This window comes from Stenotrophomonas sp. 704A1 (genome assembly GCF_030549525.1).
Lineage (GTDB): Bacteria > Pseudomonadota > Gammaproteobacteria > Xanthomonadales > Xanthomonadaceae > Stenotrophomonas > Stenotrophomonas tuberculopleuritidis.
Genome location: NZ_CP130831.1, coordinates 2255841 through 2273154 on the forward strand (window position 1 = coordinate 2255841; position 17314 = coordinate 2273154).

At 68.8% G+C, this 17314-nt stretch carries 16 protein-coding genes; all 16 read right to left on the minus strand.

Annotated features, from left to right (window positions below; genetic code table 11):
• Positions 1-54: 54 nt before the first annotated feature.
• Complete coding sequence (locus Q5Z10_RS10645) at positions 55-438, minus strand: hypothetical protein (protein ID WP_303639046.1); 384 nt, start codon at positions 436-438, stop codon at positions 55-57.
• A 136-nt stretch (positions 439-574) separates the two neighbouring features.
• Positions 575-1066 carry a chemotaxis protein CheW gene (locus Q5Z10_RS10650; protein ID WP_303639047.1) on the minus strand — a complete coding sequence of 164 codons (492 nt, stop codon included), beginning with the start codon at positions 1064-1066 and terminating at the stop codon, positions 575-577.
• A 250-nt stretch (positions 1067-1316) separates the two neighbouring features.
• Complete coding sequence (locus Q5Z10_RS10655) at positions 1317-2090, minus strand: flagellar brake protein (RefSeq protein ID WP_303639048.1); 774 nt, start codon at positions 2088-2090, stop codon at positions 1317-1319.
• A gap of 133 nt (positions 2091-2223) precedes the next feature.
• Entirely contained in the window at positions 2224-4416 is a 2193-nt protein-coding gene (locus tag Q5Z10_RS10660; RefSeq protein ID WP_303639049.1) for a methyl-accepting chemotaxis protein, read from the minus strand.
• A 3-nt stretch (positions 4417-4419) separates the two neighbouring features.
• Positions 4420-4893 (minus strand): hypothetical protein, encoded by a 474-nt coding sequence (locus Q5Z10_RS10665; protein ID WP_303639050.1) that lies wholly within the window; start codon positions 4891-4893, stop codon positions 4420-4422.
• Between the two features lie 166 nt (positions 4894-5059).
• Positions 5060-7309, minus strand: a complete 2250-nt coding sequence (locus Q5Z10_RS10670; protein ID WP_303639051.1) for a methyl-accepting chemotaxis protein — start codon at positions 7307-7309, stop codon at positions 5060-5062.
• 365 nt (positions 7310-7674) lie between these two features.
• The gene (locus Q5Z10_RS10675) at positions 7675-9657 is read right to left on the minus strand and encodes a chemotaxis protein CheA (RefSeq protein WP_303639052.1); all 1983 of its coding nucleotides are present in this window, start codon (positions 9655-9657) and stop codon (positions 7675-7677) included.
• Between the two features lie 45 nt (positions 9658-9702).
• On the minus strand, positions 9703-10068 hold the full coding sequence (locus Q5Z10_RS10680) for a response regulator (protein ID WP_025878971.1): 366 nt from the start codon (positions 10066-10068) through the stop codon (positions 9703-9705).
• Positions 10065-10373, minus strand: a complete 309-nt coding sequence (locus Q5Z10_RS10685) for an STAS domain-containing protein (protein WP_059064119.1) — start codon at positions 10371-10373, stop codon at positions 10065-10067. Before Q5Z10_RS10685 ends, Q5Z10_RS10680 begins: the two co-directional genes overlap by 4 nt.
• A 122-nt stretch (positions 10374-10495) precedes the next feature.
• Positions 10496-11791 carry a chemotaxis protein CheW gene (locus tag Q5Z10_RS10690; protein WP_303639053.1) on the minus strand — a complete coding sequence of 432 codons (1296 nt, stop codon included), beginning with the start codon at positions 11789-11791 and terminating at the stop codon, positions 10496-10498.
• Positions 11788-12570 carry a ParA family protein gene (locus Q5Z10_RS10695; protein ID WP_303639054.1) on the minus strand — a complete coding sequence of 261 codons (783 nt, stop codon included), beginning with the start codon at positions 12568-12570 and terminating at the stop codon, positions 11788-11790. Before Q5Z10_RS10695 ends, Q5Z10_RS10690 begins: the two co-directional genes overlap by 4 nt.
• A gap of 4 nt (positions 12571-12574) precedes the next feature.
• Positions 12575-13588, minus strand: a complete 1014-nt coding sequence (gene motD, locus Q5Z10_RS10700) for a flagellar motor protein MotD (protein WP_303639055.1) — start codon at positions 13586-13588, stop codon at positions 12575-12577.
• A 1-nt stretch (position 13589) separates the two neighbouring features.
• On the minus strand, positions 13590-14330 hold the full coding sequence (locus tag Q5Z10_RS10705; RefSeq protein ID WP_303639056.1) for a flagellar motor protein: 741 nt from the start codon (positions 14328-14330) through the stop codon (positions 13590-13592).
• A gap of 126 nt (positions 14331-14456) precedes the next feature.
• Positions 14457-16286 (minus strand): chemotaxis protein CheA, encoded by a 1830-nt coding sequence (locus tag Q5Z10_RS10710; RefSeq protein WP_303639057.1) that lies wholly within the window; start codon positions 16284-16286, stop codon positions 14457-14459.
• A 2-nt stretch (positions 16287-16288) separates the two neighbouring features.
• Positions 16289-16894, minus strand: a complete 606-nt coding sequence (locus Q5Z10_RS10715; RefSeq protein WP_303639058.1) for a protein phosphatase CheZ — start codon at positions 16892-16894, stop codon at positions 16289-16291.
• Positions 16894-17286 carry a chemotaxis response regulator CheY gene (gene cheY / locus Q5Z10_RS10720; RefSeq protein WP_005413247.1) on the minus strand — a complete coding sequence of 131 codons (393 nt, stop codon included), beginning with the start codon at positions 17284-17286 and terminating at the stop codon, positions 16894-16896. The genes Q5Z10_RS10715 and cheY overlap by 1 nt, the downstream gene beginning before the upstream one ends.
• Positions 17287-17314: the final 28 nt, after the last annotated feature.

Genomic DNA, 17314 nt, shown 5'->3' on the forward strand with positions numbered 1-17314 from the left:
CGGCTGCAACAGCCACGCCGGCAGCGGGGCCGGCGTGGTCTGACGGACAGCGGATTACTTGATGTTGGCCAGCTTCAGGCTGGCCGGCGAGCTGACTTCGATTTCCGCGCGCGAGGCGTCGCGCTGGATCTTGCCGATCACGCAGACGGTCTTGCCTTCCAGGGTTTCCAGCGGGAAGGAGAACTTGCTGCGGTTCTCGCCGGCGATGCGCGCCGAGAAGGTGTGGCGCGGGAACGCGCCGCCCATGTACAGGAAGGTCGGCTGGCCTTCGGAACCTTCTGCGAAGCGGGCCTTCTCGACCTTGCCGCAGACCATGCCGTCCTTGCCGACCGCACGCGGTGCCATTTCCGGCGGAATCATCTCGGCCGACTGGGCGAAGGCGGAGGTAGCGGTGGTGGCCAGGACAGCGGCCGAAACGAACGCAAGCAGGGACTTCATCGGGGTGATTCTCCGGGGATGGTGACGGTGGATCCGGTGCTGCGCGCTCCTGCGCCACCGGCTTCTGTCCCCCTATCGGCATCGATGCGGGGAACTGAAGGGCGGCATGACAGAAACGTGAAGAAGGTCCGCAGGCTCAGGCGGCGGCGTCTTCGATGGCGGCGGCCTGGCCCATGTCGGCGCTGTCGAGCAGGGTCTCGATGTCGAGCAGGATCAGCATGCGGTCGTCGTGGGTGCCGATGCCGGAGATGAAGCGGGTATCGACGGCGGCGCCGAATTCCGGGGTCGGGCGGATCTGTTCGGCCGACAGCGGGATCACGTCGGAGACGCTGTCCACCACGATGCCGACCACGCGGTCTTCCACGTTCAGCACTATCATCACGGTGAAGGCGTCGTAGCGCGCGTCGTCCAGGCGCAGCTTCAGGCGCAGGTCGATGACCGGCACGATGGTGCCGCGCAGGTTGATCACGCCCTTGATGTAGTCCGGAGCGTCCGGCACGCGGGTGACCGCATCGTAGCCGCGGATTTCCTGCACCTTGAGGATGTCCACGCCGTAGTGCTCGGCGCCGAGGGTGAAGCTGAGGAATTCGCCACCGGCGCTGGCGGCGGAGCTGTTCTTGTCGTTCATCGAGGGGTCCTGGTTCTGCCGGAAGTCCCGGTGTGTCAGGCTCGATATCGGCCCCGCGTGGGGGGACTTTAGTGGCGCCGGCGGGGGCTGGGTTCGCCGGGCGTGGCCCGGCGCTACCGGGTGGGTGGCGGGGGCTGGGTTCGCCGGGCATGGCCCGGCGCTACCGGTCGGGTGGCGGGGGTTGGGTTCGCCGGGCATGGCCCGGCGCTACCGGGGGGAGAATGGCCCGGTGCTCCGCGGGGCGCCTGACTTACAGCTCGCCGTTCTTGCGCGCCTTGCGCTGGCGGTCGACGCGGAAGATGTAGCGCTGGATGGCGCTGTCGGCGCCGCGCGGCAGGGTCTCGAAGCGCATGCCGACGCGCTTCACTTCGGTGCCGTTGGGCAGGCGCTGCGGCAGCAGGTTGCAGACCACCAGTTCGATCTGCAGGTCCGGGCCATCCGGCATCGACAGCTGGGCCGGATACCGCTTCTGCAGGCTGAACAGGGCCGAGTCGCTGGGTACGGTCACGGCCAGGCCGCCGCCGCTGATGTCCACCACGCGCATCGACAACGCTTCGGCGCGGGCTTCGCCCGCGGGCAGCAGCAGCTGCGGCGAATCGGTGATGGGGGTTTCCAGCCGGTACAGCTCGCGGCGCTGCAGATGCACCAGTTCCTCGGGCAGCGCCGCACGGAAGGCAACGTGGCCATCGTTGTCGATCCGCTGCAGGCCGTGCAGGCGGAAGCGCACCAGCACCCGTTCCAGCTGGGCAAAGCAGAGCAGGTGGTCGGCCTGTTCGGCGGCACGGTTGGCCGCTTCCTGCGGGCTGCCATCGAGCAGCAGCACGTCGTCGTCTTCGTCCAGGTCGAGCAGGGCGGTCGGGAACGAGCGGTCGCGTCCGTCGATGTGTGCGTTGATCAGCGAACGCTGGTCGATCAATGAACGCAGCAGCTGGCGCAGCTGGCGAGGATTGCGGACCAGGAAGCGTTCGTCGGCGGCGTCGGCCGCATGGGCATCGGGCTGTGCTGTGTCGTGGCCGTCGGACATGGAATCTGGGGTCAGGGGCGGGCGCCGGTGCGCGTGGGCGCATGGCTCGAAAGAGGTATCGGCGGCTGTGCCGGATTATGAAGTGTGAGTTTGGTCACTTTCCATTGTGGGTGTCCAGTCGGCGCCGGTGCGCTCAGCGCTCGATGCCGGCGATCTGCCGGACCCGCTGCATCACCGCCGGATCGCCCTCGCCGGGATGCAGGTGGAAGCGGGCCACCGCCGCCGCCAGCAGCGTGGCCTGTTCGGCCATGTCCGCCGTGGCGTGCGTGGACGCCTCCACCAGTGCCGCGTTCTGGCGGGTGCTGCTGTCCATCTGGGTGATGCTCTGGTTGACCTGCTCGATGCCGCTGCTCTGTTCCTGCGAGGCGGCTGCGATGTCCGCCATGATCTGGTTGACCTGCTGCACGGCCTGCACGATCTGCGCCATTGTGGTGCCGGCCTGCTGCACCAGTGCCGATCCACCGCTCACCTTGCCGACCGAGTCGTCGATCAGGCCCTTGATCTCCTTGGCCGCTGCGGCCGAGCGTTGTGCCAGGGTGCGCACCTCGCTGGCGACCACGGCGAAGCCGCGGCCCTGTTCGCCGGCACGCGCGGCTTCCACCGCAGCGTTCAATGCCAGGATGTTGGTCTGGAAGGCGATGCCGTCGATGACCGAGATGATCTCGGCGATCTTCTTCGACGAGGCTTCGATGGCCGACATGGTGGTGACCACCCGTCCGACCACCTCGCCCCCGCGACCGGCGATGCCTGCCGCGCTGCTGGCCAGCTGGTTGGCCTGGTGCGCGTGCCCGGCGTTCTGGCGCACGGTGGCGGTCAGCTCTTCCATCGTGGCGGCGGTTTCTTCCAGGCTGGCGGCCTGCTGTTCGGTGCGCTCGGCCAGATGGCCATTGCCCTGCGCCAGGCCGGCGGCGGTGGCGGTCAGGCGGTCCGAGGCGGCCTGGATGCTGCCGACGATGCCGGTGAGCTGCGCGACAGTGGCATTGGCATCGTCGCGGATGCGCGCATACACCCCGTGGAAGCTGCCCTGCATGTGCACGGTCAGATCACCGCGCGACAGCGCCGACAGCAGCTGCGAGATCTGTTCGATGCTGCTGGCGTTGGCGTCGAGCAGGCCGTTCAGGCGTTCGGCCAGCTGCAGGAAGAAGCCCTCCTTGCCGGCGGTGTCCACGCGCCCGCTGAAGTCGCCCAGTGCCGCGGCTTCGACAATGCGGCGCAGTTCCTCTTCGACCTGGATCTCGGTGGTGCGGTCGGCCCATTCCACGACAAAGCCCTGGCGCTGGCCGTCGTCACCGATGATCGGGTTGACGATCAGCCGCATGCTGCGCCCGCCGATGCGGATCTGCGCACGGTAGGTGCCGGTCAACCCGTCCAGCAGCGCGGCCTGGTGCGCCGGGTTGCGATGGAAGATGTCGATGTTGCGGCCGATCAGGTCGGCGGCATCGAACTGCGGCAGGTCGTGGCGCAGGTCGGCTTCGGCGGCGGCCAGCATGCGCTGCAGCGGTCGGTTGACGAACACGATGTTGCGCTCACGGTCGGCGATCATCACGTGGGTCGTGACATCGTCCAGCGCGGTGCGGATGCGCAGCGACTCACGGTTGCCGGCCTGTTCGCGTTCGCGCCGCCGCAGCAGCTGGCTACTGGTCTGCACCAGTGCGGCGGCGAGCGAGTCGCGCGGAAACTGTGCCGCCTGCAGCGAAGCCGGCAGCGGGCGGTCTTCGGCCAGGCCGTGTGCCAGCTGCGCCAGGTGTTGCGGGTCGTGGCCGAGCAGCAGCAGCTGCCGCCGCATCTGCACGGCCATCACCGACAGCAGACCGGCTTCCACCGCGACATACAGCGCGTGCAGCGCCAGTACCCCCAGGCCACTGCCCGCGGCAAACACCGGGTAGGGCAGGCCGCGCGCCTGCAGCGCATAGAACACGACGTGATGCACCGCGATGGCCGCTGCGGCGACCACGATCGGCAACCAGTCGCGGTAGTACAGCAGCAGGGCGATCAACACGATCACCGTGAAGTGGGTTTCCAGCTGGCCGTGGGTCTGGTGGATCAGCGTGGCCGACAGCACCATCCACGCCAGTGCCAGCGTGCAGCGGCTGAGCCGGCTGCCGGGCAGCCAGTGCACCTGCAGCGCGCTGACCAGCACTGCCGGCAGGGCGACGGCCAGCCACGGGGTCCACTGGCCATTACGTGCCGCCAGCGCCAGTGACACCAGCACCAGGGCAACGGTCACGCCCAGGAACAGGCGGTCGGCGGCGGCGCCCAGCGTGCGCAGGTAGGGAAGGGTGGGGTGACCGGCCGATGCCGTGGTGGAACGGGTCGAAGCATGCATGCGCTACTCCTTCTGGCATGGGCAATGCGGGGAAAGCAGCAGGGACGCCTGCGGCTCACGCAGCAGGTGGGTGACCAGCGCGGTGGCGGCGACGGGGGTACTGCCGCAGCTGCGATCGAGCAGCGCCGGCCCGGCATAGATCAGCCGCCGGTCGGCCAGCACCAGCCATTCGAAGGGCAGGGCCGAGGTGCCGGCTTGCCGCTGCAGCGCACCGGGCGGCAGGGCCTGGGCGCAGGGGCACAGCGAGGGGTTGTGCAACAGCAGCGGCTGCACGGTACTGGCGAGCATGACGTCGGCCGGCAACTGCGCCAGCAGCTGTGCGGCGGTCCAGTCGCTGGCATGCCGCACGGGGGCGGGGCGCGCCTGCGCCCACAGGGCCGGCAGGGTCCAGCCGATCCAGGCGGCAAGCAGCAATGCGCCGGCGATCGCGCGGGTGCGCGACACCGGTGTCAGATTGTCGGCGGTGCTGGCGGGCATCGGCAGGTTGGCGTTGGACCGTGGATCGGTTAGCGGCCGCCGATGGGTGAAGCTGAAGCTGGATTAAATGAATTTTTCAGTCGGGATGAATAACTGTGACGGGGTGCAGGGCGCGACGGCGCGGGCACCGCGGGTCCGGGGTGGCCTGGGCCACCCCGGCGGTACGTCAGAACTCCTGCCAGTCACCGTCGCCGGCCAGTACCGGCTGGGCCACCGGCTTGCGTGCGCGTGCCGGTGCCGGGGCGGCGGCTACCGCGGCCGGCTTGCGCGCAGCGCCGGCGGTGACGGCGACCGCGCTGCGCGGTTCGGCACTGCCGTGGCTGTGCGCGGCCAGGCGGAAGCGTGCAACCGCTTCACCCAGCTGTGCGGCCTGGTCTTCCATCGCACGTGCGGCGGCGGTGGCTTCTTCCACCAGCGCGGCGTTCTGCTGGGTGGTTTCGTCCATCTGCACCACGGTCTGGTTGACCTGCTCGATGCCGGCCGACTGCTCCTGCGAGGCAGCGGAGATCTCGGCCATGATGTCGGTCACGCGCTGCACCGAGGCGACGATCTCGCCCATGGTGCTGCCGGCCTGGTGGACCAGGCTGGAGCCTTCGGCGACCTTGCCGACCGAATCATCGATCAGGCCCTTGATCTCCTTGGCGGCGGCGGCCGAACGCTGGGCGAGGGTACGCACTTCGCTGGCGACCACGGCGAACCCGCGGCCCTGTTCGCCGGCACGCGCGGCTTCCACCGCGGCGTTCAGTGCCAGGATGTTGGTCTGGAAGGCGATGCCATCGATGACCGAGATGATCTCGGCGATCTTCTTCGACGAGGCTTCGATGGCCGACATGGTGGTGACCACCTGGCCCACCACCTCACCGCCCTGCGAGGCCACGCCGTGCGCGCCGATCGCCAGCTGGTTGGCCTGGCGCGCGTGCTCGGCGTTCTGGCGCACGGTGGAGGTCAGTTCCTCCATCGAGGCGGCGGTTTCTTCCAGGTTGGCGGCCTGCTGCTCGGTACGGCGCGACAGGTCGCTGTTGCCCGAGGCGATCTCGCCGGCGGCCAGGGTGATGCTGGACGCGCTGGCCTGGATCTGGCTGACGATCTGGGTCAGCTGGGCAACGGTGGTGTTGGCATCGTCACGCATGCGTGCGAACACGCCGTGGAACTGGCCATCCATGCGCGCGGTCAGGTCGCCTGCGGCAATGGCCTGCAGCAGTTGCGAGAGCTGGCCGAGGTTGCCGTCGGCGACCTGCATCATGCTGTTGAGCTGTTCGATCATCACGCGGAAATCGTGATCGAACCGCTGCGCGTCGCCACGCTGGCTGAAATCGCCGGCTGCCGCGGCCGAGGCCAGCTGCTGGATCTGCGTATTGATGGCCAGCAGGCTGGCCTTGGCCGCATCCATCGACTCGTGCAGGATGGCGCGGCTGCCCGGCAGGCGGCGTGCGTCGGGGGTCAGGTTGCCGGTGGCGTACTGGTTGAGCACGTCGATGGCATCGCGGATCGAATCAAGGTGTTCGAAGATGACCGTGTTGATGCCGCCGGCCAGCTGCCCGTACACGCCGGGGAAGTCTTCGGGGATGCGGTGGCTGATATCCGGGCCGGCATGCATCTGCGCCATCAGCTGGGTCTGCTCGGAGAAGCGCCGCAGCATCGCGGTCATCTCGCCGGTGGCGGCGAGCATGCGGCCGGCTTCATCCTTGCCGGTGGCCTGGGTGGTGACGCTGAGGTCGCCGCGGGCCACCGCCTGGATGGCGTGCACGGCCTTGCCGAGCGGGCCGACCACCGCGCGCGAGATCACCACGGCCAGCGTTGCCGCCACCACCACCAGCAGCACGATCGCGGCGATGATCGCCAGCATGCTGTTGCGATGGGTGGCATTGGCCGTCTCGATCTTGCCCTGCATCAGCGAGCTGCTGTACGCGCCGAGTGTCTTCAGATCCTCGAAGGCCTTGCGCCGCAGCGGACGCGACTGCTCGTCGGAGATCTGCTGGGCCAGCACGCCATCGCCGCTGGAGGCGGCCGCGCGCAGCTTGTCGTTGGCCGCGAAGTAGGCGTCCACATCGGTCTGCACGGCCTGGTACAGGGTGCGTTCCTTGGCCCCGGCCGGCAGCCTGGCATAGGCCGCCAGCTGCTCGCGCACCACGGCGGCGGTGTCGTTCATGCGCTTGTTGTAGTCGGCCACCTTGTCCGGCTGGTCGAGCATGGTCAGCTGGGCCAGTTCGTAGGTACGGAACTCACCCAGCTGCGAACGCACTTCGCCGAGGTACTGCACCGACGGAATATCGTTGGAGGCCATCGCGCTCAGCTGTGCGTTGGCTTCGGACAGGCGGACCAGGGCGAACGCGCCCAGTACGACGGTCATCAGGGTGGTCAGGGTGAATCCCACAGCCAGCTTGCGGGCGATGGGCAGATCGTGGAACCACTTCATGCAGGGTGCTCCAAGGTGGGCAGAATGCCGGCGGCAAGGGCGCAGGCAAAAAGGTCGTTGCAGGAGGGAACGGTGGTGCCGGGTGGGGCTTCGGTGACTGCCGTCAACCGGGATAACGGCGCCGCTGCGTCGTACTTTATGGACGGATGTCACATTCGGTGGCGTAGGGCGAAGTGCTCGAAAGCCTTGCCGGGCGAGGGCTTTCGGATGCATCGACGGTTGCGGACGAAACTACGCCTGCGATGAAGATCACAGTTGGTGCCGGGACGCGGGCAACGCGTTGCCGCGCCTGCGCCAGCGGCGTGACCGCAAACGAAAACCGCCGCCCCGGAGGGCGGCGGTGTGGGTCGGCGCGGCGGCGCGGATCAGGCGGCCTGCGGCATCCTCAGCGAGCGCACCAGGCCACCGATGTCGACGATGAGCGCCACACGGCCGTCGCCGAGAATGGTGGCACCGGACACCCCGCCGATGCGGCGGTAGTTGTTCTCGATGTTCTTCACCACCACCTGCTGCTGGCCGACCAGTTCGTCCACTTCCAGGGCGATCTTCTGGCCGTCGCCTTCAACCACCACCACCAGCGATTCACTGCCCGGTGCGCGCTGGCCGTAACCGTAGTATTCGCTGAGCGACAGGATCGGCAGGTACTCACCGCGTACGCGCAGCACGCGGCCTTCGCCGGCCATGCTGCGGATGTCTTCGGCCTGCGGCTGCAGGGCCTCCAGCACATAGGCCAGCGGCAGGATCAGCGTTTCTCCGGCCACCGCCACGGTCATGCCGTCGAGAATGGCCAGGGTGAGCGGCAGGCGGATCAGCGTGCGGGTGCCGCTGCCCAGGCTGCTTTCGATCTGCACCTCGCCCCCCAGTGCCTGGATGTTGCGGCGGACCACGTCCATGCCGACGCCGCGGCCGGAGAGATCGGTGACCGCATCGGCGGTGGAGAAGCCGGGCTGGAAGATCAGGTCCCAGACCTGCGAATCGGTCGGGTTGTCCGGCACCGCCAGGCCGCGTTCGTGGGCCTTGGCCAGGATCTTCTCGCGGTTCAGGCCGCGGCCGTCATCGCTGACTTCAATGACGATGTGACCGCCCTGGTGCGACGCGGCCAGGGTGATCGTGCCGGTCTCGTCCTTGCCGGCGTCGCGACGCACGTCCGGCATTTCCAGGCCATGGTCGATCGAGTTGCGCACCAGGTGGACCAGCGGGTCGGCGATCTTTTCGATCAGGCCCTTGTCCAGTTCGGTGCCTTCGCCGATGGTGCGCAGGCGCACCTGCTTGCCGAGGCGGCCGGACAGGTCGCGGACCAGGCGCGGGAAGCGGCGGAACACCGCGTCCACCGGCAGCATGCGCACGCCGATCACCGCTTCCTGCAGGTCGCGGGTATTGCGTTCCAGCTGGTCCAGGCCGGCGAACAGGCTTTCGGCATGGACCGGGTCCAGCGCGTGCGAGACCTGCTTGAGCATGGCCTGGGTGATGACCAGTTCGCCGACCAGGTTGATCAGCGCATCGACCTTGTCGACGCTGACGCGGATGGAGGTTTCTGCTTCGGCGCTGGCGCCGCTGCCAGGGGCCGGCGCGGCTGCCGGCGCGGCTGTGATCGGGGCGGGCGCGGCGGCAACCGGGGCCTGGGTGGCCAGGCTCGGCGGCGCCGCCGGACGGATGTCCAGTTCGCAATCGTCCAGCACCCAGGCAAAGGTGTCTTCGATCTTGCTGCGCGGGACCTTGCCGACCAGGCCAAGGTCCCATGCCAGGTGTGCTTCGAGCGGGTCGAGCTGGGCGAAGCCCGGCAGGCGTTCCATGCGTGCGGCCACCTGCAGCGAACCCAGGTGTTCCAGTTCACGGATGATGCGCAGCGGATCGTTGCCGCTCATGAACAGCGACGGCGCCGGGGTGAAGCCGATCTGCCACGCTTCCGGGGTGTCGTCCACCTTGATGGCGGCCGCCGCCGGCGCGCTGCTGGCGGCCTGGCCGGACAGCACCGCTTCCAGCCGTGCCTTCACTGCTGCGACGGCGGCGGGGTCGGCGGCCTGGCCGTGCTCGGCCTCGCGCAGCAGGGCGCGCAGCACGTCCACCGAGGACAGCATCGCGTCCACCGCCGCGCTCTCCAGCGCACGCTTGCCGGCGCGCAGCTCATCCAGCAGCGTTTCCAGCACGTGGGTCAGGCCGGCGATGGCATCGAAGCCGAAGGTGCCGGCGCCGCCCTTGATGGAGTGGGCGGCACGGAACACCGAATTGATGATCTCCGCGTCCTGCTGCCCCGATTCCAGGGCCAGCAGGCCAGCCTCCATGGCGTCGAGGCCTTCGCGGCTCTCCTCGAAGAAAGTGGCGTGGAAGCGTTGCAGGTCCATGCTCATGGCAGTGGCGATCCGGAAGCGAAGAGGGGGAACAGTGCGAGGCGATCAGCCCAGCACTTTCTGCACGGTGGCGACCAGCTGTTCGGGATTGAACGGCTTGACCAGCCAGCCGGTGGCGCCGGCGGCCTTGCCTTCGGACTTCTTGTCCGCTGCCGACTCGGTGGTCAGCATCAGCATCGGCGTGAACTTGTAGTCCGGCAGCTGGCGCAGTTCGCGGATCAGCGCGATGCCGTCCATGTTCGGCATGTTGACGTCGGTGACCACCGCATTGAAGCGCTGGCCCTTGGCACGACCGAGCGCGACCGCGCCGTCTTCAGCTTCTTCGACGGCAAAACCGGCCGAGGTGAGGGCGAAGGAAACCATCTGGCGCATCGACGCCGAATCGTCCACCACCAAGATACGTGCGCTCATGCAGCGTTCTCCACAGATTTCAGGTTGTCATGGGGTACGTCCAGGCCCAGGGCCTGGGTGACGCCCAACAGGCGTGCAGCGTCACGGAAGGTTGCAGTGCAACCGTGGAAGCCGGTGCCCAGGCCTGCCTCGCGGCGGGCCTGTACGAAGGCACACAGCACCTGCACGCTGGCGGTGTGGATGCGACCGACCTGGCTTGCATCCAGGGTCAGCTCGCCTGCTTCCGCCACCAGGGGCGAAAGGCGGTTCTTGAGCTCGGTGCTGCTCTCGATGCCGAGATCCTCACCCAGTTCGACAGTGCTCATCGTTGCTCCGGACAAACGGTTCCGACATTCATAACGGCAGCGGGGGCGGGTTCTTTAGGGCTGTATCGGTCGCCGGGCGGGGGAGCCCATCGTGGCCAGGCGTGGAAGAGCGGTCGGCGGCCTCAGCCCAGCAGCTGGGTGGCATCGAGCAGGATCATGGGGCGCTGGCTGATCCGGGCGACGCCGCGGAACAGTTCATTGGAGATCTGGCAGATGCGCGCGGTATCGGGCGGTTCGATCTGCGAGTCGGTGAGGTTGGCGACATCCTCCACGGCCGACACGCGCAGGCCGAGGGTCTCGCCGTCCTCTTCCAGCACCACGATGCGGGTCTGCGCGTCGTCGGCGGCCGAGGCGGCGCCCAGATGCAAGCCCAGGTCCATCACCGGCACCACCTGGCCACGCAGGTTCATGATGCCGAGCATGGCTGGCGCGGTACCGCGCAGCGGCAGCAGCGGTACCGGCAGCACGACTTCCTGCACCTTCAGCAGTTCCAGTGCATAGGCCTGGCTGCCGCAGCGCAGGCGCAGCCAACGCGAGGTGCGCTCGCTGGCACGGCGGCTCTGCGGGTGCGGGCTGCTGGCCGGTTGATGCGCCTGGGCCTGCAGTTCCTGCCAGGTGCCAGGGCGGTTTGCCGCCGGTGCATCCACGGCCACCCGCGGCGGCGGCGCCACCGCGGCGCGTGCCGCAGGCGCCGGAGCGGCTGCGGCGACCCGGGCGATCGGTGCCGCCGGCGGAGGGACCACATCGCCGACGGCGGCGGCCTCGAACGCCGCCTGCAGCCCGGGGCTGTCGGTGTGCGCGAGGCTTTCGGCGGCGTCGGTCTCGTAGATCACCTCGTCCGGCAGGTCATCCCAGGTGGGTTCGGGTGCGGGCGCGGTTGCGGTTGGGGTTGCGTCCGCCGGGCATGGCCCGGCGCCACCGGCGGTGTCGAAGGCGGCATCGGCGGAGACGGTGCCGGTCTCGTAGATGACGTCGGCGGGCAGGTCGTCCCAGGTCGGTTCGCGTTCGGCGGTTGCGGTTGCGGTTGCGTCCGCCGGGCATGGCCCGGCGCTACCGGCGGTGTCGAAGGCGGCATCGAGTTCGGGGGCGACGGTGCCGGTCTCGTAGATGACGTCGGCCGGCAGGTCGTCCCAGGTGGGTTCGGGTGCGGCGGCGGTTGCGGTTGCGGTTGCGTCCGCCGGGCATGGCCCGGCGCTACCGGCGGTGTCGAAGGCCGCATCGGCGGCGACGGTGCCGGTCTCGTAGATGACCTCGGCGGGGAGGTCGTCCCAGGTCGGTTCGCGTTCTGCGGCGGTCGCGTCTGCGTCCGCCGGGCGGGGCGCGGTGGCGGCGGGCGCGGCGTCGCTGCGGGGCGCCGACGCGATCGCGTCGCCGAGCAGTTCGTCGAGGTAATCGTCGAGCAGGCCGGTGCTGTTCATGCGGCCTGCTCCAGCACGCGCGCGTCTTCGCCGAGGATCCAGTTCAGCGCACGCCGGTAGGCCGCGAGGCCGCGGCCGGGATAGTCCTCGCCGAGGCTGGGCAGGGTCAGGCCGGCAGCATTGCTGATGCGGGTGTCGATCGGGATCGCGTCTTCCCAGACGCGGCTGCCGTGCCGGTCCTGCATCGCGCGCAGCGATTCGTTGCCGGTACGGGTGCGGCGGTCGAACAGGGTGGGCAGGATCGAGATCGGCAGCGGACGGCGGCGCGAACGCTCGACCATTTCACCGGTGCGCACCATGCCATCCAGGCCATGCAGGGCCAGCGGCTCGGCCTGGGTCGGGATGATCAGGCGGTCGGCAGCGGCCAGCGCGTTGATCATCAACAGGCCCAGGGTCGGTGCACAGTCCAGCAGGATGTAGTCGTGCCGGTCCTGGTGGCGGGTCAGGGCGTTCTGCAGGGCCAGGCCGAGACCCGGCTGGTTGGCGCTGCGCCGTTCCAGCGTGGCCAGCGCGGACTGCGCGCACACGTAGTCCAGCCCGCCGATGCGGCTGGCGTGGCTGAGCGTGGAGAGATCGGCCGGCGGCGCGCCGAACAGCTCCAGCACGCCGCTGGGCGGCGGCTCGATCGGCACGCCGAAGGCGCGGGTCAGCGAGGCGTGCGGGTCGAGGTCGATCAGCAGCACGCGGTGGCCGAGCGCGGCCAAGCCGCGACCGAGGGCGAGGGTGGTGGTGGTCTTGCCGACTCCGCCCTTCTGGTTGGCGACTGCCCAGATGCGCATCGGATTACTCCTTCATTGCAGGGGGAACGGCGGCGCCGACGCGGCTGCCAGCCGGCACCGGCGGCAACTGCACCGGTGCGATGGGGGAAGCGGGACCGGCAGCCGGCGTTGCGGCCGGCTGTGCGGGGGCGGAGCCGGCAGCGCCGGTGGCGGCGTTCAGGCGCTCGCCCAGGGGATCGACTGCGTGGCTGGTGTCGGCCAGGATGATCACCATCACCCGCCGGTTGCGGTTGCGGCCCTGCGCGCTGTCGTTCTCTTCGCGCGGGCGGAACTGGCCGTAGCCGACCATCGCCAGCCGTGACGGCTGCAGGCCCTGGTCGGCGAACAGGTGCACCACGCTGGCGGCGCGCCCGGCCGACAGTTCCCAGTTGGACGGGAACGTCGCGGTGGCGATCGGGACGTTGTCGGTGTGGCCTTCCACGCGCACGCTGTTGGGCACGTCGCGCAGCACCCCGGCCAGGCTGGCCAGGGTCTGCCGCGCGTGTACGTCCAGCGCGGCCGAACCGGTCGGGAACAGGATGTCGCTGTTGATCTCCACCTCGATCCACAGCTCGGTGCGGCGCACGCTGATCATGCCGCGATCGATCAGCGGTGCCAGCGCGGCGGTCAGGCGGTCGGCGATGCTGTTGAGCTGGCGCTCGGCACGCGCGATCTGTTCCTGGTTGTGCACCGACACCGGCATGCGCATCTGCGAGGCCATCGACGGCAGCAGCGTGGGATCGTGCGATGGCGCCGGTGCCGAGGGGCCAATCTTGGTGCCGGACTTGATCACCGACGGGCTGTCCCATCCGCCGCCCTGCACCTGCTTGTTGCCCACCTGCACCGGGTTGATGGTGCGCGGTGCCCCCCCGAAGGCATCGGTGAGGGCGTCGGCCATGATCCGGTACTTGCCTTCGTTGACCGAGGAAATCGCGTACATGACCACGAAGAAGGCGAGCAGCAACGTCATCAGGTCGGCATAGGGGATGGCCCATGCCTCGTGATTGGCGTGCTCTTCGTGGTGCTTGCGGCGGGCCATGTCAGTGCAGGAAACCGGAGAGGTTGGTTTCGATGTTGCGCGGGTTCTCGCCCTGGGCGATCGAGATCAGGCCTTCGATGACCATCTCGCGGTCGCGGCTGTTGTGCGAGATCACGCTCTTGAGCTTTGCCGAGATCGGCAGGAACAGCAGATTGGCCGAGGCGATGCCATAGATGGTGGCGGTGAACGCCGCGGCGATGCCGTGGCCGAGCTTGCTCGGGTCGGCCAGGTTCTTCATCACCGCGATCAGGCCGAGCACGGCGCCGATGATGCCCAGCGTGGGCGCGTAGATGCCCATCGCCTCGAACACCTTGGCCCCGGCCTGGTCCTGGTGTTCCTGGCTGCTCAGCTCGATTTCCAGCATGTGCCGGATCGATTCGGGCTCCACGCCATCGACCAGCAGCTGCAGCCCCTTGCGCAGGAACGGGTCCTGCTGCGCCTCCACCTGTGCTTCCAGGCCCAGCAGGCCCTGGCGGCGGGCGATGTTGCTCCATTCCACGATCTGCTGGATCAGCTCGCGGCGGTCGCTGTGCGGCGGGCGCACGACCCAGCGCACGATCCTGAAGGCATGCTTGAACACCGCCGGGGCCGTGTGCAGCAGGATGGCGGCGATGGTGCCGACGATGACGATCACGAACGCAGCAGGCGACCACAGCGAGGCCAGGCCGGCGCCCTTGAGGATGCTGCCACCGACCAGCGAGGCCAGGGCGAGGAAAAGTCCAATGAGGCTGAGTCTATCCATGGGTCCGGTATCGGCGTGTATGAATGGGACTTGAGACACCGGTAGATCGCGTACAGACGGTGGTCACAGTTTTCGGGTCGCCGGCAAGGGCAACGCCAGGCAGCGCCGGGCCATGCCCGGCGGGATTCATCTCAGCCCGTCCACATCGAGGATCAGCGCCATGCGGCCGTCGCCGATCAGGGTGGCGCCGGCGTAGCCGCGCAGGCCGCGCAGCGCCTTCGGCAGCGGCTTGATGACCACTTCCTCGCGGCCGCGCACCTGGTCCACGACCAGGCCGAAACGCGCTTCACCGGCCTGCAGCACCACGATGGTCAGCAGCGACGAGGCGGCGGGCGTCACATCCAGCCATTGCCGCAGGTCCACCAGCGGCAGGGTGTGCGAGCGGCGGTCCAGCACGGCACGGCCGTCGAACCAGCCCAGCGAGGTGCGCGGCGCGTGCAGCACTTCCATCACGCGCGCCAGCGGCAGCGCGTAGACATCCTCGCCGGCCTGCACCAGCAGGGTGGGCAGGATCGCCAGGGTCAGCGGCACGCGGATCAGGAAGCGGCTGCCGCGGCCCAGTTCGGACTGGATCTGGATCTGGCCGCTCAGCTCGCGGATGCGCGACTGCACCACGTCCATGCCGACGCCACGGCCGGAGATGTCGGTGACCTGCGCCTTGGTCGAGAAGCCCGGCAGGAACACCAGGTGCAGGCATTCCTCGCTGCTCAGGCGGGCGGCCGCTTCCGGATCGATCAGGCCCTTCTCGCGCGCCTTCGCGCGCAGCTTTTCCGGATCGATGCCGGCGCCGTCATCCTGTACTTCGATGCTGACATAGTCGCCTTCCTGCTGCGCCGACAGGCGCACGTGGCCCATCCGCGGCTTGCCCTGCGCCTCGCGCAGGTCGGGCATTTCCACGCCATGGTCGATCGCGTTGCGTACCAGGTGCACCAGCGGGTCGGCCAGCGCTTCGACCAGATTGCGGTCGAGCTCGGTCTCGGCACCGATCAGCTCCAGGTCCACTTCCTTCTTGAGCGACCGCGCAACGTCGCGGGCCACCTTCGGGAACCGCGAGAACACCTTGCCGACCGGTTGCATGCGGGTCCGCATCACCGCCGACTGCAGCCGTGCGGTGGCGATGTCCAGGGTGGACACCGCACGATCCAGCTCTTCGTCGCGCAGGCGCGTGCGCAGGGTCTTCAGGCGGTTGCGGGACAGCACCAGCTCGCCGATCAGGTTGACGATGGCATCCAGGCGCTTGGTGTCCACGCGCACGGTGTGCTCGGCTTCGGCAACCGGCTTGTTGGCCGCCGGCCGCGCGGCCGCTGCCGCCGGCGCTGCAGGTCGCGGCGCCGCTGCGACCGGCGCCGGCGCAGGAACCGCGCTGGCGCCCGGGGCGGCGCCGCCGTGAAGCTGGTCGAGCAGGGCTTCGAACTCGTCCTCGCTGATCATGTCGTCGGCCTTCTTCGCCGCCGGCGCCACCGTGGTCGGCGCCTTGCCGCCATGCAACTGGTCGAGCAGGGCCTCGAATTCGTCGTCGGTGATCAGGTCGCCGGTGCCGGCCGCTGCCGGCGCCACCGCTGGCGCCGCCGCGGCGCCGCCCTGCACGTCGAACTGGGCGACCAGTTCCGGCGGGGCGTAGCCCGGTTCGCTGCCGGAGGACACCGCATCGAGCATCGACTGCAGGTAATCCAGCGATTGCTGGGCCGCATCGAAATGATGGGCCTGCAGCACGGCCTGGCCGGCGCGCGCGGCGCCCAGCGCCTCTTCGGCGGCGTGGCACAGTTCGACCATCGCGGTGATGCCGAGGAAGCCCGCGCCGCCCTTCAGCGTGTGGTATCCGCGGAAGACCGCGTTGAGCTGTTCGTTGTCCTGCGGTGCCTGTTCCAGCGACACCAGCTGTTCGCCGAGGCGATCCAGGATTTCCTGTGCCTCGATGATGAAATCGGCAGTGATGTCGTCGGCTACCGCGCCCATGGTTACAGCCCCAGATCCGACAACAGGTCGTCGGCGTCGTTCTGCGAGACCGCGTGGCGGTCCAGTCCCTTCAGTGCCGGCCCGGCCAGTTCCGGGGCGGTGCGATGCTGTTCCGGCGGCAGCCCGAGCGCGCCGAAACCTTCGTGCACGCGGCGGACAATGCCCACCACGCGGCGGATGATCTGCCCGGTCAGGTCCTGGTAGCTCTGGGTCAGGGCGATCTCGGTGAGGTTGTGGCGGATGCGCTCAAGCTGTGCATCCTGGCCCGGCTGCAGGCCATCGGCGCGCAGCTGCTCGGTCAGGCTGCGGCATTCCTCGGCCAGGTCCAGGGTGCGATGGGTGGCCTGTTCGGTCATTGCCACCACGTGATCCAGCCGTGCGCAGGCGTCGTCCAGTTCGCCGGCTTCGTCGGGCACGGTCGGCAGCTCGCCCAGGGCCTGGCCCAGTTCGCGCGCCAGCCGCGAAAGGCCGCTCATCATCGGCTGGGTGCGTGCCGCCACCAGACCGTCGATGCGCTGGCGCCAGGCCGCTTCGTCGCCGGATTCCAGCGCGTCCAGGGCTTCCTGCAGGCGCTGGGCGAGGGCATTCTTGTCGACCGTGGTATCCATCAGGCGCTGGCCGCCAGGCGTTCGAAGATCTTGCCCAGCTTTTCTTCCAGGGTCTGCGCGGTGAACGGCTTGATGATGTAGCCGTTCACGCCGTTCTGCGCGGCTTCGATGATCTGCTCGCGCTTGGCTTCGGCGGTGACCATCAGCACCGGCAGGGTCTTCAGCTTGGCATCGGCACGGATCGCCTTGAGCAGTTCGATGCCGGTCATCACCGGCATGTTCCAGTCGGTGACCACGAAGTCGAACGGCTGGCTCTGCAGCAACGACAGCGCGGCATGCCCGTCCTCGGCTTCGGCGGTGTTGGTGAAGCCCAGATCGCCCAGCAGGTTCTTGACGATACGACGCATGGTCGAGAAATCGTCGACGATCAGGATGCGCATGTTCTTGTTCAAAGCAGAGTTCCTTTGTTGTTCAGCTCTC